Source organism: Kangiella aquimarina DSM 16071 (genome assembly GCF_000374105.1).
Classification (GTDB): Bacteria; Pseudomonadota; Gammaproteobacteria; order Enterobacterales; family Kangiellaceae; genus Kangiella; species Kangiella aquimarina.
Genome location: NZ_KB893650.1, coordinates 1,498,627 through 1,514,250, shown reverse-complemented (window position 1 = coordinate 1,514,250; position 15,624 = coordinate 1,498,627). Strand labels below are relative to the sequence as shown.

15 protein-coding genes are annotated in these 15,624 nt (G+C 43.0%); 3 read left to right on the top strand and 12 right to left on the bottom strand.

The genetic code is table 11. The features are described 5' to 3' along the window. Positions 1-14: 14 nt before the first annotated feature. The 4 genes from B158_RS0107310 to B158_RS0107295 form a co-directional block, all read right to left on the bottom strand. Entirely contained in the window at positions 15-1,229 is a 1,215-nt protein-coding gene (locus B158_RS0107310) for an IscS subfamily cysteine desulfurase (RefSeq protein ID WP_018624715.1), read from the bottom strand. A gap of 59 nt (positions 1,230-1,288) precedes the next feature. Further along, positions 1,289-1,756 carry an Rrf2 family transcriptional regulator gene (locus B158_RS0107305; protein WP_018624714.1) on the bottom strand — a complete coding sequence of 156 codons (468 nt, stop codon included), beginning with the start codon at positions 1,754-1,756 and terminating at the stop codon, positions 1,289-1,291. A 198-nt stretch (positions 1,757-1,954) separates the two neighbouring features. After that, positions 1,955-2,749: a serine O-acetyltransferase gene (gene cysE, locus B158_RS0107300; RefSeq protein WP_018624713.1), complete on the bottom strand. Its 795-nt coding sequence runs from the start codon at positions 2,747-2,749 to the stop codon at positions 1,955-1,957. A gap of 1 nt (position 2,750) precedes the next feature. Next, positions 2,751-3,572 carry an RNA methyltransferase gene (locus B158_RS0107295; RefSeq protein ID WP_018624712.1) on the bottom strand — a complete coding sequence of 274 codons (822 nt, stop codon included), beginning with the start codon at positions 3,570-3,572 and terminating at the stop codon, positions 2,751-2,753. Positions 3,573-3,734: 162 nt separating this feature from the next. Here B158_RS0107295 and B158_RS0107290 point away from each other — a divergent pair, with 162 nt between their 5' ends. After that, on the top strand, positions 3,735-4,511 hold the full coding sequence (locus B158_RS0107290) for an inositol monophosphatase family protein (protein WP_018624711.1): 777 nt from the start codon (positions 3,735-3,737) through the stop codon (positions 4,509-4,511). Positions 4,512-4,625: 114 nt separating this feature from the next. Further along, positions 4,626-5,423 carry a DUF1338 domain-containing protein gene (locus tag B158_RS0107285; RefSeq protein ID WP_018624710.1) on the top strand — a complete coding sequence of 266 codons (798 nt, stop codon included), beginning with the start codon at positions 4,626-4,628 and terminating at the stop codon, positions 5,421-5,423. 64 nt (positions 5,424-5,487) lie between these two features. On the opposite strand, the gene B158_RS0107280 is transcribed toward B158_RS0107285, so the two are convergent. Both B158_RS0107280 and B158_RS0107275 read right to left on the bottom strand, forming a co-directional pair. Then, a complete protein-coding gene (locus B158_RS0107280; protein ID WP_018624709.1) occupies positions 5,488-6,417 on the bottom strand; it encodes an electron transfer flavoprotein subunit alpha/FixB family protein in 930 nt (309 codons plus the stop codon). Further along, entirely contained in the window at positions 6,417-7,166 is a 750-nt protein-coding gene (locus B158_RS0107275) for an electron transfer flavoprotein subunit beta/FixA family protein (RefSeq protein WP_018624708.1), read from the bottom strand. The genes B158_RS0107280 and B158_RS0107275 overlap by 1 nt, the downstream gene beginning before the upstream one ends. A gap of 181 nt (positions 7,167-7,347) precedes the next feature. Between B158_RS0107275 and B158_RS0107270 the strand changes: the two genes are divergently transcribed. After that, a complete protein-coding gene (locus tag B158_RS0107270) occupies positions 7,348-9,003 on the top strand; it encodes an electron transfer flavoprotein-ubiquinone oxidoreductase (protein WP_018624707.1) in 1,656 nt (551 codons plus the stop codon). A gap of 66 nt (positions 9,004-9,069) precedes the next feature. Here the strand turns inward: B158_RS0107270 and B158_RS0107265 are convergent, their stop codons facing one another. From B158_RS0107265 to phhA, 6 genes are all read right to left on the bottom strand, one after another. Continuing rightward, the gene (locus tag B158_RS0107265) at positions 9,070-10,329 is read right to left on the bottom strand and encodes a DUF3466 family protein (protein ID WP_018624706.1); all 1,260 of its coding nucleotides are present in this window, start codon (positions 10,327-10,329) and stop codon (positions 9,070-9,072) included. 44 nt (positions 10,330-10,373) lie between these two features. After that, positions 10,374-11,021, bottom strand: a complete 648-nt coding sequence (gene maiA / locus B158_RS0107260) for a maleylacetoacetate isomerase (protein WP_018624705.1) — start codon at positions 11,019-11,021, stop codon at positions 10,374-10,376. Between the two features lie 16 nt (positions 11,022-11,037). Beyond that, positions 11,038-12,027 (bottom strand): fumarylacetoacetate hydrolase family protein, encoded by a 990-nt coding sequence (locus B158_RS0107255; RefSeq protein ID WP_018624704.1) that lies wholly within the window; start codon positions 12,025-12,027, stop codon positions 11,038-11,040. A gap of 48 nt (positions 12,028-12,075) precedes the next feature. Further along, positions 12,076-13,206 (bottom strand): homogentisate 1,2-dioxygenase, encoded by a 1,131-nt coding sequence (locus B158_RS0107250; protein WP_018624703.1) that lies wholly within the window; start codon positions 13,204-13,206, stop codon positions 12,076-12,078. Position 13,207: 1 nt separating this feature from the next. After that, positions 13,208-14,269: a 4-hydroxyphenylpyruvate dioxygenase gene (gene hppD / locus B158_RS0107245; RefSeq protein ID WP_018624702.1), complete on the bottom strand. Its 1,062-nt coding sequence runs from the start codon at positions 14,267-14,269 to the stop codon at positions 13,208-13,210. A gap of 381 nt (positions 14,270-14,650) precedes the next feature. Next, entirely contained in the window at positions 14,651-15,454 is an 804-nt protein-coding gene (phhA, locus tag B158_RS0107235) for a phenylalanine 4-monooxygenase (RefSeq protein ID WP_018624700.1), read from the bottom strand. Positions 15,455-15,624 lie beyond the last annotated feature (170 nt).

Here is a 15,624-nt window from a genome sequence, read left to right as displayed (position 1 = left end):
TCTCCTACGATTGTTTAGTGGGCCTGCCACTCAACTTTAGACAAGTCCACACCATCTTTGTACATTTCCCAAAGAGGCGATAATTCACGTAAACGGCCAATTGAGCTTTGAATTTTCTCAATGGCGTAATCCACTTCTTGTTCGGTAGTAAAGCGTCCGATTGTGAAACGAATCGAGCTGTGTGCCAGTTCGTCATCACGACCCAATGCGCGCAATACATACGATGGTTCCAAACTGGCTGATGTACATGCTGAGCCAGATGAAACCGCTAAATCTTTCAGCGCCATAATCAACGACTCACCTTCAACAAAGTTGAAACTGATATTAATAATACCCGCTACACGTTTTTCAGGATGACCATTCAGATACACTTCTTCCATATCTTTAACGCCATTCCATAAACGCTCACGCAAGCGGATGATACGTTCATTATCGCTAGCCATATCTTCTTTAGCTATACGCGCAGCTTCACCCATACCAACGATTTGGTGAGTCGGCAAAGTACCTGAACGCATACCACGCTCATGGCCACCGCCGTGCATTTGCGCTTCCAAACGAACACGTGGTTTACGACGCACATACAAAACACCGATACCTTTTGGACCATACATTTTGTGGCCTGAAATAGACATCAAATCCACTTTAGTCTTTTCTACATCAATCGGTAATTTACCAGCACTTTGCGCTGCATCGACATGGAAAATGATTTTGCGCTCACGGCACATTTCACCGATAGCATCAATATCCTGTACCACACCAGTTTCGTTATTGACGTGCATGATGCTGACCAAAATAGTGTCGTCACGCATCGCGTTTTCAAGTGCCTTAAGATCTACCAGGCCATCTTCCTGAACTTCCATATAAGTTACTTCGTAACCTTCGCGCTCGAGCTGGCGGGTTGTATCTAAAACTGCTTTATGTTCAGTTTTTACGGTAATGATATGTTTTCCTTTCTTACCATAAAAATGAGCAGCCCCTTTAATCGCTAAGTTGTCTGACTCAGTTGCACCTGATGTCCAGACGATCTCACGAGGGTCTGCATTAATTAATTCAGCTACCTGTTGACGAGCAATATCAACCGCCTCTTCCGCTTCCCAACCAAATTTGTGAGAGCGAGAAGCCGGGTTACCATAGATACCGTCAACACTCATGTATTGAACCATCTTCTCGGCAACACGCGGATCGACTGGCGTAGTTGCTGCGTAATCAAGATAGATGGGTAATTTCATGCTTTTCTCCGCTGTTTCGTTTGCCTATAAACTGCCGTGATATAGCAGCTAATAAATCGTTAACTAAATAAAATAACGTCTTCTTCGCGAAAACGTTGGTTCTGACGCTCTGCAATTTTCTTCACAAACCGTCTTTGAATCACTTGCTCCAAAGTAATTCCACTCAGGAACTGATAAATCTGATCGCTTAATTCACTCCAGAGCTGGTGCGATAAGCAAAGATCGCCATCTTGACAGCCACCTTTACCATTACACTTAGTTGCACTCAGTGGCTCATTGACAGCCAAAACAACTTCAGCGATTGAAATCTGACTGGAGGGTCTTTTCAGTTCATAACCTCCACCAGGCCCACGCACGCTCTCAACCAAGCTTGCTTTTCGCAACTTGGAAAATAGCTGCTCAAGATAGGACAGTGAAATATCCTGTCTGCTTGAGACTTCCGCCAATGTTATGGGGCCATTACCGCTGTGTAGCGCCAAGTCGAGCATGGCAGTTACCGCGTATCGCCCTTTAGTACTGAGTTTCATAAGCTAATCCTATAAATTACATGCCTATGATCCCATACCCGACTAAATTAGTCAACTTTCCGAACCACTAACCATCTTATAAGACGATATATAACTTATTGATTTAATTACCACTAATGATAAACGTCGGTTTCCATTAAAATAATTCATGATCAATATCAAGCAGATACCTAAATAGATTACTAGGATATTATAAGATTAGCTGGTTTTATCGGATTTTGATTTTGTTTCAGGCTGGCCTACATCACTACCAGTAGCATCATGCTTACCATTAGCATCCAATATGGCTTTACAGTCGATGTCCGGTAAATCAAACTCGTTCAGGTCAAAGCCCTTTGATTTCAATGCGCAGCAAATGGAATGAAGCTGGGCTTCCATGGCATTAGCATGAGAATACATGCTTCGAATTGCTTGTGTGAGTGGGTCTTGTTGATCTGCACTGATGCCATAAGCCTCGAAAATTTCATCACCATCATGTTTTGAACGTGATGCTTCCCGGGCAGGTATACCAATAACTGTGGTATCTTCAGGTACATCCTTAACAACAACCGCATTAGATCCTACCCTCGCGTTTTTGTGCAAAGTTATGGGACCAAGAACTTTTGCACCCGCACCAATCACAACACCATCTTCTAAGGTTGGATGACGTTTCCCAGCCTTCCAGCTGGTGCCGCCCAAGGTGACTCCATGATAAATAGTACAGTCGTTACCGATTTCTGCAGTTTCACCAATTACAACACCCATGCCATGGTCAATGAAAAATCGGCGACCGATTTTTGCACCCGGATGGATCTCAACACCAGTTAACCAGCGAGCCAGCGTTGATATTGTGCGAGCCAGCCACTTCCAATTAGCATTCCAGAGCTTGTGCGCTAGACGGTGATACCAGACTGCATGAAGACCAGGATAGTTGGTCAGAATTTCAAAATTGTTACGCGCTGCAGGATCGCGGTGATAAACACTTTTGATATCTTCTTTGATGCGTTTAAACATACTACTGGCCTTTGATTTGACGCTTGATGTACTTATCCATGGAAGATAAAAATCCTCTCAGGATATTTACTTCACCTTTATTAAGATGTGCCTTGGCAAGAATTCTGCGTATTCTAGCAGGTAATAATTTAGGTTGCGCGGGGTTATAGAATTCCGTTTGCTTCATAGTAGATTCCAAATGGTTATATAAGCCATCCACGTCTTCAAAGCTCGCCAATTGTTCGCTCTCTTTATCCAAGTCGTTTAAGTTGGCGTCACTATAATCTTCTACTGCGTAAACATCTTGTGAAGATTCCACTTTACTCGCTATCCGAATTTCATAAGCAATCAACTGAACAGCGGCTGCCAGATTTAAAGACATATATTGAGGATTAGCTGGAATATTAACGTGGTAATGACAAAGCTGTAATTCCTCATTGAGAAGTCCGGTACTTTCACGACCGAAAACAATCGCAACAGGTCTTGCCTCTGGCTGCTCGCGGATTATTTGCCCCATCTCGCGCGGCTCAATTAATGGCCAGGGTAAGGCTCGATTACGAGAACTGGTGCCAATGATTAACCGACAGTCGGCCAGTGCTTCCTCGATGGTATCAACAACAACAGCACTATCCAGTACGTCTAATGCTCCTGATGATCTAACTGAAGCTTCTTCAGATGGGAAATCTTTAGGATTGACCAGCACTAACTGACTTAACCCCATGGTTTTCATGGCTCTGGCAGTAGCACCTATGTTGCCTGGGTGGCTGGTTTGACACAGTACTATCTTGATACTTTCGAGTAGCTGAGTATCAAATTGAGGTTCCTGAGACAGGTTTTGGCTCATAAGATGTTGAAATTATGCATAAATCAATATCCCGATATGATAACAAAGCCAGCACAAATCCCCTATTTATAATCATAATTATTTTACCTGAGCTTATAATTTGATATGATGCGCGCGTTTTTAGCCTTGAGCTAACAGTTCTTTGACAGTGGTGGTATCAACATGAATGCGTACAAAACAATTGCCGTGCGCGCGGCTAACCGTGCGGGTGACTTTATTGCAAAAGCATTTGCCAATCGCGATCGTATTATCGCGCAAAGCAAAGGCACTAATGATTTCGTCAGTAATATCGACGAGCAAGCCGAACAGCTCATCATTGATACTATTCACAAAAGCTATCCTGAGCATGCAATCTTCGCTGAAGAAAGTGGCCATCAGGGCAAAAGTGATGTCGAATGGGTTATCGATCCTATCGATGGCACAACCAACTTCCTTCGCGGCATCCCCCATTTCTGTGTTTCAATTGCAGTTCGCCAGAAAGGCAAAACCGTTGCTGCAGTGGTTTATGATCCGCTTCAGGATGAAATGTTCAGTGCCGCCAAGGGCTCAGGAGCACAATTAAATAACACCCGCCTTCGCGTTAGTGCTTCTAAGAAGTTAGATGGCGCTATCTTGGCCACAGGTTTTCCATTTAGAGAAGGTCAGGATCTTGATAAATACCTGGAATACTTCCAGGCAGTATACCCACATTGTATTGATATGCGTCGTGCAGGTTCTGCTGCACTGGATCTTGCTTATGTTGCGGCAGGTCGTATGGACGGCTTCTGGGAGTTTGGACTAAGCGACTGGGATACAGCTGCCGGCGTACTTATTGTAAAAGAAGCCGGTGGTATGGTCAGTGACATCAAGGGAAATCAGTACACTGGAGATTCAGCCAGCATTCTTGCGGCCAATCCAGGGGTTTTCAAACACTTCTTACAAACCGTGAAAAACGTCTAGTTCACAACAACACACATTCATTTTCAGAATTCACTAGAGAACGACGGGCCAATTATTATACAATTGGTCTGTCCTCTTACCAGATTCACACAAAGCACAAAGGTACTTATTGATATGAATACTCTGTTTAATGCTCTTTGGGAAGATTATATTGCGATCACTCCTGATGCATTGGCAATTCACAATGAATTCAAAAAGTTAGGTGAAAGTGTTATCACTAACGATCACATAGCACTGAGAACCTTTAATGACGGTTTGATTAACCTTAAACATATTGGCGAACATCTCAAGCAATTCGGTTATCAGGAAGCAGGCGAATACCATTTCGAAGAGAAGAAATTGTATGCAAAGCACTTCGCTCATGAAACCGATAAAGATGCCCCAAAAATCTTCGTGAGTGAACTGTTGTTGGAAGAGTTTTCATCAGAGCTACAAATGTTCTGCCGCGGTTTAATCGCGGAAGCTAACTGGAGTATCGGTAAAAATGGTTTGCAACTGCCAAGCCGCCCTTGGGGTAAAATTTCACGAACAGCTTACGAAAAGCTGCTAGAAGAAAGTGAATATGCTGCCTGGCTTGCTGCTTTTGGCTTACGCGCTAACCACTTTACTGTTTCTGTCAATCACCTATCAAATCTTGCGACTCTTGAAGATGTTAACGAGTTTCTTAAGCAAAAGAATTTCGAACTCAATACCAGTGGTGGCGAAATTAAAGGCAGCGAAGAAGTATGCCTAAAGCAAAGCTCGACCATGGCAAATATTGTCGACTGGAAATTTGAAGACGGCACCTACCCTATCCGTTCATGCTTCTATGAGTTTGCAGAAAGATTTGCAATGGAGAATGGTGAACTATACCAAGGGTTCGTAGCAGCCAGCGCTGACAAAATCTTTGAATCAACCAATGCAGCAGCTTAATAAATAAAGTTAGCAATAAAAAAACCGCCAGTTGGCGGTTTTTTTATGTGTGAGCAGTATTTACTTAAAGTGATTCTACCAACTCTGGAACCACTTTAAATAAGTCAGCTACCAAACCATAATCTGCGACCTGGAATATTGGAGCTTCCTCATCTTTGTTGATGGCAACAATGACTTTCGAGTCTTTCATACCCGCCAAGTGTTGAATCGCACCTGATATGCCAACGGCGATGTATAATTCCGGAGCAACGATTTTACCGGTTTGGCCAACTTGATAGTCATTAGGAACAAAGCCAGCATCAACCGCAGCACGCGATGCACCAACTGCTGCACCTAACTTGTCAGCCAATTGCTCAAGCATGGCGAAGTTTTCACCACTTCCCATACCGCGACCACCAGAAACGATTACTTTTGCTGATGTCAGTTCTGGACGCTCAGACTCGGTTAACTCTTCGCCGACATAATCCACTAAAGCACCATGTTCTGTTGTACCAATCGACTCAACGGAAGCAGAACCGCCTTCATGTGACAAAGCATCAAATGCAGTAGCACGAACGGTAATGACTTTTTTACCGTCGTTGCTTTTAACAGTTGCAATTGCATTACCCGCATACACAGGACGCTTAAAAGTATCATCGCTTTCAATTGCGATAATGTCAGAGATTTGTTGAACATCTAAAAGAGCTGCAATGCGTGGCGCAATGTTCTTACCAAAGGTTGTTGCTGGAGCAAGAACATGAGTAAAATTTTCAGCCTGTTCTACAACTAATTTGTCCAAATCTTCAGCCAGCAAGTGTGCATAATGTTCTGCTTCTGCCAAAAGAACTTTATCAACACCTTCAGCTTTTGCTGCTTCATCGGCTACTGCCTGACAATTATGACCGGCAACTAAAACTACGGTTTCACCAGATAATTCTTTTGCCGCAGCAATAGTGTTAAATGTCGCAGCCTGAAGTTCGCTATTATTGTGTTCTGCAATGATTAAAGTGGCCATTAGATCACCTTCGCTTCATTTTTTAGTTTGTCCACCAACTCAGCAACCGTTTCGACTTTGATGCCTTCTTTACGTGCTGGAGGATTTTCAACAGTTAATGTTTCAGTGCGAGGAGCAACGTCAACACCCAAATCAGCAATCGCGAGCTCATCAAGCGGTTTGCGCTTTGCTTTCATGATGTTTGGAAGAGAGGCAAAGCGTGGCTCGTTCAAGCGTAAGTCAGTTGTAATAATCGCTGGCAATTTGACCGACAGAGTTTGTAGGCCGCCATCAATCTCACGGGTAACCTGAGCTTTACCGTCAGCAACTTCAACTTTAGAAGCAAAGGTACCTTGTCCCCAGCCAAGTAATGCGCCAAGCATCTGGCCAGTCTGGTTGTTATCACCATCAATTGACTGTTTACCAAGAAGAACCATCTCTGGCTGCTCCTTTTCAACAACTGTCTTCAGGACTTTAGCAACCGCTAATGGCTCAAGTTCATCTTCGGACTTAACCAAAATAGCGCGGTCAGCACCTAAGGCCAAAGCTGTACGTAAGCTTTCCTGGCACTGCTGGTTGCCAATTGAAACTGCAATCACCTCGCTAGCTACACCCTTTTCTTTCAGGCGTACTGCTTCTTCGACAGCAATTTCACAGAATGGATTCATGGACATTTTTACATTGGCAGTTTCAACGCCAGTGTTGTCCGCCTTAACACGAACCTTAACATTCGCATCAATAACACGTTTTATTGCAACGAGAATTTTCATGAAAACCCTATCTATGTATAATTTCGCCAGATATAGACGACTGGAGCGCCTATCTTTAGTAAAATAGGCCGCAATGGTGACGTTTTAAGGCCTTAAGGTCAATAGTAAACGGTCAATTTGAGCCAAATTTGAACAGATTTTAACCGTTTTTGAGTAAAAAAACAGATAAGGGGAGAATTAAGTGGAACGTGAATTTATGGAGTTTGATGTCGTAATCGTTGGTGCAGGCCCTGCGGGTCTATCAGCCGCGATTCGCCTTCGCCAGCTGGCAGCCCAAAATGACCAGGAATTGATGGTCTGTGTGGTTGAGAAAGGCTCCGAAGTCGGTGCACACATCCTTTCTGGAGCCGTCTTCGAACCAACAGCTCTTAACGAACTCATTCCTGATTGGCAGGATAAAAACGCTCCCCTTTTGACCAAGGTTGCCGAAGATAATATTTACCTGTTCAAGAATCAGGATAAGGCTACCAAAATCCCAAATTTCTTTGCACCTAAAACCATGCACAATGATGGCAACTACATTGTGAGCTTGGGTAATGTCTGTCGCTGGCTGGCAGAACAGGCGGAAATGTTGGGCGTTGAAATTTTCCCAGGTTTTGCTGCTTCTGAGGTTCTTTATAATGAAGACGGCTCAGTTAAAGGTATTGCTACCGGTGATATGGGTATCGGGCGTGATGGAGAAAAGAAAGATAGCTACATGCCAGGCATGGAGCTACATGCCAAGTACACCTTGTTCGCAGAAGGTTGTCGCGGTCATTTAGGCAAAGAGCTTATTGCAAAATATGAGCTGGATAAAGATAAAGACCCACAGCACTACGGCATTGGTATCAAAGAATTGTGGAAAGTACCAGCTGAGCAGCATAAGCAAGGACTTGTAGTTCATACTGCGGGCTGGCCACTGAGTGAGTCAGGCTCTGCTGGTGGTGGTTTCCTCTATCATATTGAAGACCAGCATGTTGTTGTTGGCCTCATTACTGACCTGTCCTACTCTAACCCGCACGTCAGTCCATTTGATGAGTTTCAGCGCTATAAGCATCAATCAGTCATCAAGCAATACCTTGAAGGCGGCGAACGCATTTCTTATGGCGCGCGTGCGATCACCAAAGGTGGCCTTCAATCGCAGCCAAAAATGTCGTTCCCTGGCGGCTTGTTGATTGGCGATGACGCTGGAACCTTGAATTTTGCTAAAATCAAAGGATCTCACACCGCCATGAAATCAGGCATGATTGCCGCAGAAACAGTCATTGCCGCCATCAACGGCAAGCGTGCCAATGATGATTTGGTTGAATATGCGGAAAACTACAAGAATTCATGGGCCTGGAAAGAGCTGTATGCACAACGTAATTTCGGTCCAGCTCAGCATAAATGGGGCAATTTAATCGGATCTGCTTATGCCTTTATCGACCTGAATATCTTCAACGGTAAACTACCTTGGACTTTACGCGATCCAGAGCCAGATTATGCTCAGATGAAACCGGCCTCGGAGTGTAAAAAAATCCATTACCCTAAGCCAGATGGTAAGTTGTCATTTGATAAGCTTTCATCAGTGTTTGTCTCGAACACTAATCATGAAGAAGATCAACCGGTTCACCTGCAACTCAAAGATTCTTCAATACCGATTGAAGTCAACTTAGAGAAATATGATGAGCCAGCTCAACGCTACTGCCCTGCTGGCGTATATGAAGTTGTTCGTGATGATGATGGAAACAATCCGAAGTTTGTTATCAATGCACAAAATTGTGTGCACTGTAAAACGTGTGACATTAAAGACCCAAGTCAAAATATTAATTGGGTAACACCTGAAGGGACTGGTGGTCCCAACTACCCCAACATGTAATTTATTATGGACAAAAAAAGCGGCTTATAAGCCGCTTTTTTTCACTTCGTGTAACTCTCTATATGACTACAGCTTAAGCTTTCTCTTGAAGCCAACAAATGCCAAAAGCATTAGAGTAATTAGCGGGATACTACCACCACCTGATTTGTTGTCTTCTTCAGTTTCACAAACTTCTGCTTCCCCACTAGTAGGATCAAGTCTAAAAGCTCTTATTTCACCATCTTTAACACCAAAGCCAACAATCTGACCTGAGTTGTTGATACTAGTTGCTTCAGTTAATTTCCAACCAGAGTCACAAGGTATTAGCTCATTAAGGTTTTTCATTTCATCATTTTCATAGATGAAAGCAGCATACTCATTAAGTGTTGGCGAGGAGGCTAAAGCCCGGCCAACAATCTGCCCATTATCATTTATATCTCGGGCTCTAGAGTCATTAAAATCAGGTTGAAAAAAACCTAAAAATGTTAAAGCATCAGAACCACTATTCAAATCATAGTAAAAAGCTTCTTGTCTAGGGCTCGTTAGAGAGAACTGAACACTACCCACAATCTCATTATGGACATTAATACCTTGAGCAAAAGTATAACTATCCTCAAATGTTGGCAATTCAGAAATTTCACTATTGCTGGTGTTAAAAACAAATGACTTAATTGTAAATGTCACTGAGTCCAATAGCGCATCTGAGTAACCTAACGCAAGCCCAGATTCATTGATATCAACTAAATAGGATTGCCTTTCCTGCTCATTAGTTAATGGTTCAACCAATGTGTATATACTGTTATTGTAATCGTAAATAAATCCCCTTTCGTAGGACTCTTGACTCCCTTCAGGTAAAAAATAACCAGTACCTACTATTAAATTATTATCATTTAAAGCATATGCTTTTGTTTGAACAAGGTTTTCATTACTTGGTAATTTTTGAGCTGTGCCATTATCAAAAACGGTTGCGAAATTCTGGATAGTCGTCGCAGTTCCACCATTTTCAAGTTCTGTCTCTGTTATTACATTTGCGTACCCAACTGCGATCATAGAAGAGTTAATGTCTGTTGCCTCACTCAAGCTTCCACCTTCAAGTACGCCAAGATCCGAAGTAAAACTTTCATTGAAAAGTACCGCGTGTGCATTAAACTCTCTTTCATCATTCTCATCTAGTGGGCCATTAGCAGTTCCAACTGCAACACCTTGTTCGTTTATGCCGAACGCGACGCTATAATTACCACCTAGTCCACCCAAGTCAACAACATCATAAGGGGCTGATAAAACCAACCCACTTGTTAGGGTTAATAATGACGCAAGTACCGTTTTCTTAAGTTGCTGTTGTTTCATTCTGTTTCTCTTTGTATTGAAGAATTTAGTTATTAGTTCACTGACTATTCTGCATCAGGTTGTGACTCAGGCTTGGCATCTTTAAAAGCATCCAAGGTTAAACAATGCTGCTCAATATCAACCAGTCGTGGATATGCGGTCAAATCCAGGTTAAAACGACGAGCATTGTACATTTGCGCTACGATGAAGACATCCGCTAATGTTACTTGCTCACCAAAAGCAAAAGGCCCCTGATCTTTATAGCTTTGTAGCTGCTTTTCAATGGCCCCAAAACCTTCGTGAATCCAGTGTGCATACCATTTATCCTTGGCGTCATCACTGACCTTAAGTTCACTTTTTAAATACTTCAGAACTCGAAGGTTATCAATCGGATGAATATCGCAGGCAATAACCTGACACAGGCTTCTGACTTTGGCTTTTGCAAAAGGTTCAGTGGGAAGCAATGCAGGGCCATCAAAAGCTTCATCCAAATACTCACAAATAGCCATCGACTGGCTTAAAAGCTTTCCATTATCATCCAACAAGGGAACTAAGCCCTGTGGGTTTTGTTCAAGGTATTCGGGTTTATGCTGCTGACCACCATCTTTAACTAGATGAACAGGGATCATCTGGTAAGACAGTCGTTTAAGATTTAACGCAATTCGAACTCGATAAGCTGCCGTTGAGCGCCAATAGCTATACAGTTTCAGCATAAACCCTCTCCTTCAATTAACCTTGGGTCTGATATTTTTCAACAACCTGGTTAATTTGGCCAAAGATACTATCGCCATTCTCATCGAACATTTCGATAGTCACACGATCGCCAAATTGCATGAATGGTGTTGAAGGTTTGCCATCAGCAATGATTTCAAGCATACGAACTTCCGCCAAACATGACGAACCAGTAGATTGATCTTTATTCGAAATAGTACCAGAACCCACAATAGTCCCCGCGCTTAAAGGACGAGTTTTTGCTGCATGAGCAACCAATGTTGGGAAGTCAAACACCATATCAACACCACACTCAGGCTTACCTAGTAGCTTGTCATTAAGGTGAGTAACTAGTGGAAGGTACACTTTCTTACCATCCCACTTATCGCCTAACTCATCAGGAGTTACCGCCACAGGAGAAAATGCTGAAGATGGCTTTGACTGGAAGAAACCAAACCCTTTGGCAAGCTCTCCAGGTATTAAATTACGCAGCGACACATCATTCACTGTCATAAGTAAACGAATTGCTTTTTCAGCCTGCTCATTAGTTGCACCCATAGGAACGTCACCCGTAACAACCGCAACCTCTGCCTCCATATCAATACCATACTCTTCACTGGCCATCTTGATATTTTCGCGTGGTCCAAGGAAGGCATCACTGCCGCCCTGATACATCAATGGATCTGTCCAGAATGATTCAGGCATTTCAGCACCGCGTGCTTTACGTACAAGCTCAACATGATTCACATATGCACTACCGTCTGCCCACTGATAAGCTCGTGGTAATGGTGACTCACATTTAGTCTGATCAAATTCAAAAGCATCTGTTGCTTTGCCTTCATTTAGGTCCGCATACAGTAAATCAAGCTTTGGTTTAAAGTTATCCCAGTCATCCAATGCTGCCTGCATTGTCTTAACAAAGCCAGGCTTAACAGCACGGGTTAGATCACGGCTGACAACAACTAGTTGTCCGTCACGAGAACCATCTTTTAAAGTTGCTAATTTCATTATTACTTCCTAAATTCTTGTCAAATATGTTTAATGATTTCGATACAGTTATTTGCTGGCTTTCCAGCTATTGCAGTACTCCACATTTTCAACACTGCTCATTGCATCTGAAACCTCTAAAGCATCACGGGTATCAATCATTACTGCCACTTCATCGGTTTCCTTCTTGGCGTACTTACGCCCTGCTTCGAAGGCTTTCGGATGTGGGCCATGAGTGAAACCAGATGGGTGGAATGTGACCATACCCGCATCAATATTGTCGCGACTGAAGAAGTCACCCGCGTGATAGAAGATCACTTCATCAAAGTCATCATTATTGTGATAGAAAGGAACTTTCAGAGCACCCGGATCTGACTCAATTGGGCGCGGAACGAAAGTACATATCACAAAACGACTGGCCACGAATGTCGTATGAGCCGACGGTGGTAAATGATAGCGATGCGACATTAATGGGCGAATATCGCGCCAGTTAATTCTCACAACAGATAAATCACCATGCCAGCCAATCGCATCAAGCGGCGAATAGTTGAAGTGAACTTTTGACAACTGGTCACGACGTTTAATTTCAACCGACCATGGTGTGTCATCCTGCTGCGCAAGGAACTTATCATTGACGCTTGGTACATCCAGCATCGCTGGGTCAAAAATAGCCTGCGGCCCAACTAAACCTTTTTCTGGAAGTTGGTAGCTGTCGTTGGTTGCTTCAATCAACAACATTGTCATTGGCTCTTGCGGCTCAAGGCGCCACATAGTTCCGCGAGGAATGACAACATAGTCACCATCACGAATTTCCATGTGTCCGTAATCGCAGAATAAATCACCCTTACCCTTATGGATGAACAACAGCTCATCACCATCACCATTTCGCGCCAATGCAGGCATTGCTTCAGCGCATTCCCAAATACGGAATTTACAGCTTGCATTGTGCAACAGCTCTTTGGCGCTCCATGGCGATGCACTGGCCTTATCAAGATCATTCAAATCAAAAGCTCGTGGGCGTAATGGGCCTTCCCATTTTTCCCACGAGGTCGGTGCACGCTTATGATGAAAATGAGCGGTTGGACCGAAGAAACCACTTCGGCCGGCCTCACGCTCATAAATCGCCTCTTCTGGCAAATCTGCGTGGGCCTGACGTGAAATGGTTCCTTCCTTGTGAGGGAACGCAATCCATTTACGCATCTTAAATTACTCCGCGTTGAATCTGGTCAAGTTCGATTGATTCGAAGAGCGCCTTAAAGTTACCTTCGCCAAAGCCCTGATTACCTTTACGCTGGATAATTTCGAAGAAAATTGGACCAATCACAGTATTGGTAAAAATCTGTAATAAGATACCTTCTTCATGCTCCAAGGAACCGTCAATCAGAATACGGTTCTTACGCAACTCTTCAACATCTTCATGGTGTTTAGGAATACGCTTTGGAATCATGTCGTAGTATGTATCAGGAGTATCCATAAACTTCATACCGCCGGCACGAAGATCTTCAATAGTTTTATAGATGTCATCTGTCGATAGAGCGATGTGTTGAATACCCTCACCATTGTACTCTTTCAAGAACTCTTCAATTTGCGACTTCTCATCTGAAGATTCATTAATTGGGATACGAAGTTTATTACAAGGGCCTGTCATGGCTTTAGAGAATAGGCCTGTTTGCTTACCTTTAATGTCAAAGTAACGAATTTCACGGAAGTTAGCGATGTTCTCGTAGAAAGTTGCCCAAACATCCATGCCGCCACGCTTAACATTGTGAGTTAGGTGATCAAGGGTATGAAGGCCTCTACCTTTAGGGAATTTTTCAACACCGTCATAATACTCAAAATCATCGTCATAGAAGCTTTCAGGCTTGTTGCCCCACTTGTCGATGAAGTATAGAACCGAGCCGCCAATGCCATAAACCGCAGGGTGCGACATTTGCTCTTCTTGATCAAAAGGCTTTGCGCCCTTCTCTACAGCATAATCAAAGGCTTTCTGAGCATCAGCAACGCGCCATGCCATTGCACAGGCACATGGTCCATGTTGTTTACTGAACTCATGGAAATAACCGCTCTGTTCTTCATTAACGATAAAGTTGATATCGCCCTGACGGAACAAAACGACGTTTTTGCTCTTATGCTTGGCGATTTCTGTAAAACCAAGTAATTCAAATAATTCTTTTAATTTTTTAACACCCTCTTCGCTAGGTGCTGTGTATTCAACAAATTCAAAACCATCAGTGCCTAGTGGATTAAATGTAGTATCAGTCATGTTTGACTCCTCGAAATTTATAAGAGGCTCCATATCTATTGTTGCAGCCTCTGTCGAAAGTATTCAGACGAAATCATTAACTTGTGATGATGCCCGTCTATTTAAAGGGTTAGCCCGCTTCGCTTATAAACTGGCGAAACTCGCGGACAATGCGCATGCAGCATACGCCATAATTGAATGACGCTAGCTCCACTGAGCGCGAATCTGGTCGGCAACGATAAACGTTGGTGTGATTTGTTTACTGAATATCAATAACATATATGCTATTTGCCCTGTAACAGCTTGATTTTAAAGTGGCTAATTACGATCCCCACATTATGCAACAGCCCGCTAATATTAACAATATCGCGGGCTGCTTGAATTAGAAGGTTCAGTTATGTATTAACTGGCCATTTTCTCTTCTTTTGGTGGATAGAGAGGTTTATGCAAACCAAGCCGTTTGGCTTCCTTAACCATCGACATCACATCAGACTTTGCCAGATCAAATAATTGCTTAAAATCATCAATTACAAAATACTGAGGCTGCATAATATCAATACGGTATGGTGTTCTTAAGATATCAATAGGATCAAATGGTTTACGGATAACGTCTGGGTTTTCCAAACTATGAGGCGTTTCACCTATTGATGAAAGGATACCACCACCATAAATACGCTGGCCTTCTGCAGTATTAATTAAGCCGAACTCTACGGTAAACCAATAAAGTCTAGCAAGGAATACTCGGTCTTCCTTAGATGCAGCGTAACCCAATTTACCGTAAGCACTAGTGAATTCAGCAAAATATGGATTTGTCAGCATGGCGCAATGGCCAAAAATCTCATGGAAAACATCAGGTTCCTGCAAATAATCCATTTCTTCTCGTGTACGGATGAAGGTTGCACAAGGGAACTTCTTATCTGCTAAAAGAGCAAAAAATTTATCAAAATTAATTAATGCAGGGACCCAGGCTACTTCCCAGCCGGTTTCTTTTCGTAAGACACTGGAAACTTCTTCCAGTTGAGGTATGCGGTCTTTAGGCAGGTTAATTTTGTCAAGACCTTCAAAATACTCAGGGCAGGCACGACCTTTGATCAGTTTTTCCTGGCGCGTTATTAATTCGTGCCAAACCTGATGCTCTTCGTCTGTGTAGTGAATAAAGCCATCTTCATCCATCGGACGAGCTTTATACTTGGTACCTGTACCCATGTAATTACCTCTTCAATGTTTTAATGAGTGTTGCTAACTTATCGGTCAAGATAATTTAGCTTCGCAAATTACGCGCCACATTATCAATACCTTGGACCACGAAAACAAGTAAAAATTGCCAAACTCTCGATTTAACGGATGGAACTTTTAAGTATCCTGCAATACTAAAG

Excerpts from the sequence above, each read along its gene's own strand:
- B158_RS0107295 (WP_018624712.1), bottom strand. The coding sequence starts at position 3,572 with ATGAGCCAAAACCTGTCTCAGGAACCTCAATTTGATACTCAGCTACTC.
- B158_RS0107275 (WP_018624708.1), bottom strand. The coding sequence starts at position 7,166 with ATGAAAATTCTCGTTGCAATAAAACGTGTTATTGATGCGAATGTTAAG.
- B158_RS0107305 (WP_018624714.1), bottom strand. The coding sequence starts at position 1,756 with ATGAAACTCAGTACTAAAGGGCGATACGCGGTAACTGCCATGCTCGAC.
- B158_RS0107290 (WP_018624711.1), top strand. The coding sequence starts at position 3,735 with ATGAATGCGTACAAAACAATTGCCGTGCGCGCGGCTAACCGTGCGGGT.
- B158_RS0107285 (WP_018624710.1), top strand. The coding sequence starts at position 4,626 with ATGAATACTCTGTTTAATGCTCTTTGGGAAGATTATATTGCGATCACT.
- B158_RS0107280 (WP_018624709.1), bottom strand. The coding sequence starts at position 6,417 with ATGGCCACTTTAATCATTGCAGAACACAATAATAGCGAACTTCAGGCT.
- cysE (WP_018624713.1), bottom strand. The coding sequence starts at position 2,749 with ATGTTTAAACGCATCAAAGAAGATATCAAAAGTGTTTATCACCGCGAT.
- B158_RS0107265 (WP_018624706.1), bottom strand. The coding sequence starts at position 10,329 with ATGAAACAACAGCAACTTAAGAAAACGGTACTTGCGTCATTATTAACC.
- phhA (WP_018624700.1), bottom strand. The coding sequence starts at position 15,454 with ATGGGTACAGGTACCAAGTATAAAGCTCGTCCGATGGATGAAGATGGC.
- B158_RS0107310 (WP_018624715.1), bottom strand. The coding sequence starts at position 1,229 with ATGAAATTACCCATCTATCTTGATTACGCAGCAACTACGCCAGTCGAT.
- hppD (WP_018624702.1), bottom strand. The coding sequence starts at position 14,269 with ATGACTGATACTACATTTAATCCACTAGGCACTGATGGTTTTGAATTT.
- maiA (WP_018624705.1), bottom strand. The coding sequence starts at position 11,021 with ATGCTGAAACTGTATAGCTATTGGCGCTCAACGGCAGCTTATCGAGTT.
- B158_RS0107250 (WP_018624703.1), bottom strand. The coding sequence starts at position 13,206 with ATGCGTAAATGGATTGCGTTCCCTCACAAGGAAGGAACCATTTCACGT.
- B158_RS0107255 (WP_018624704.1), bottom strand. The coding sequence starts at position 12,027 with ATGAAATTAGCAACTTTAAAAGATGGTTCTCGTGACGGACAACTAGTT.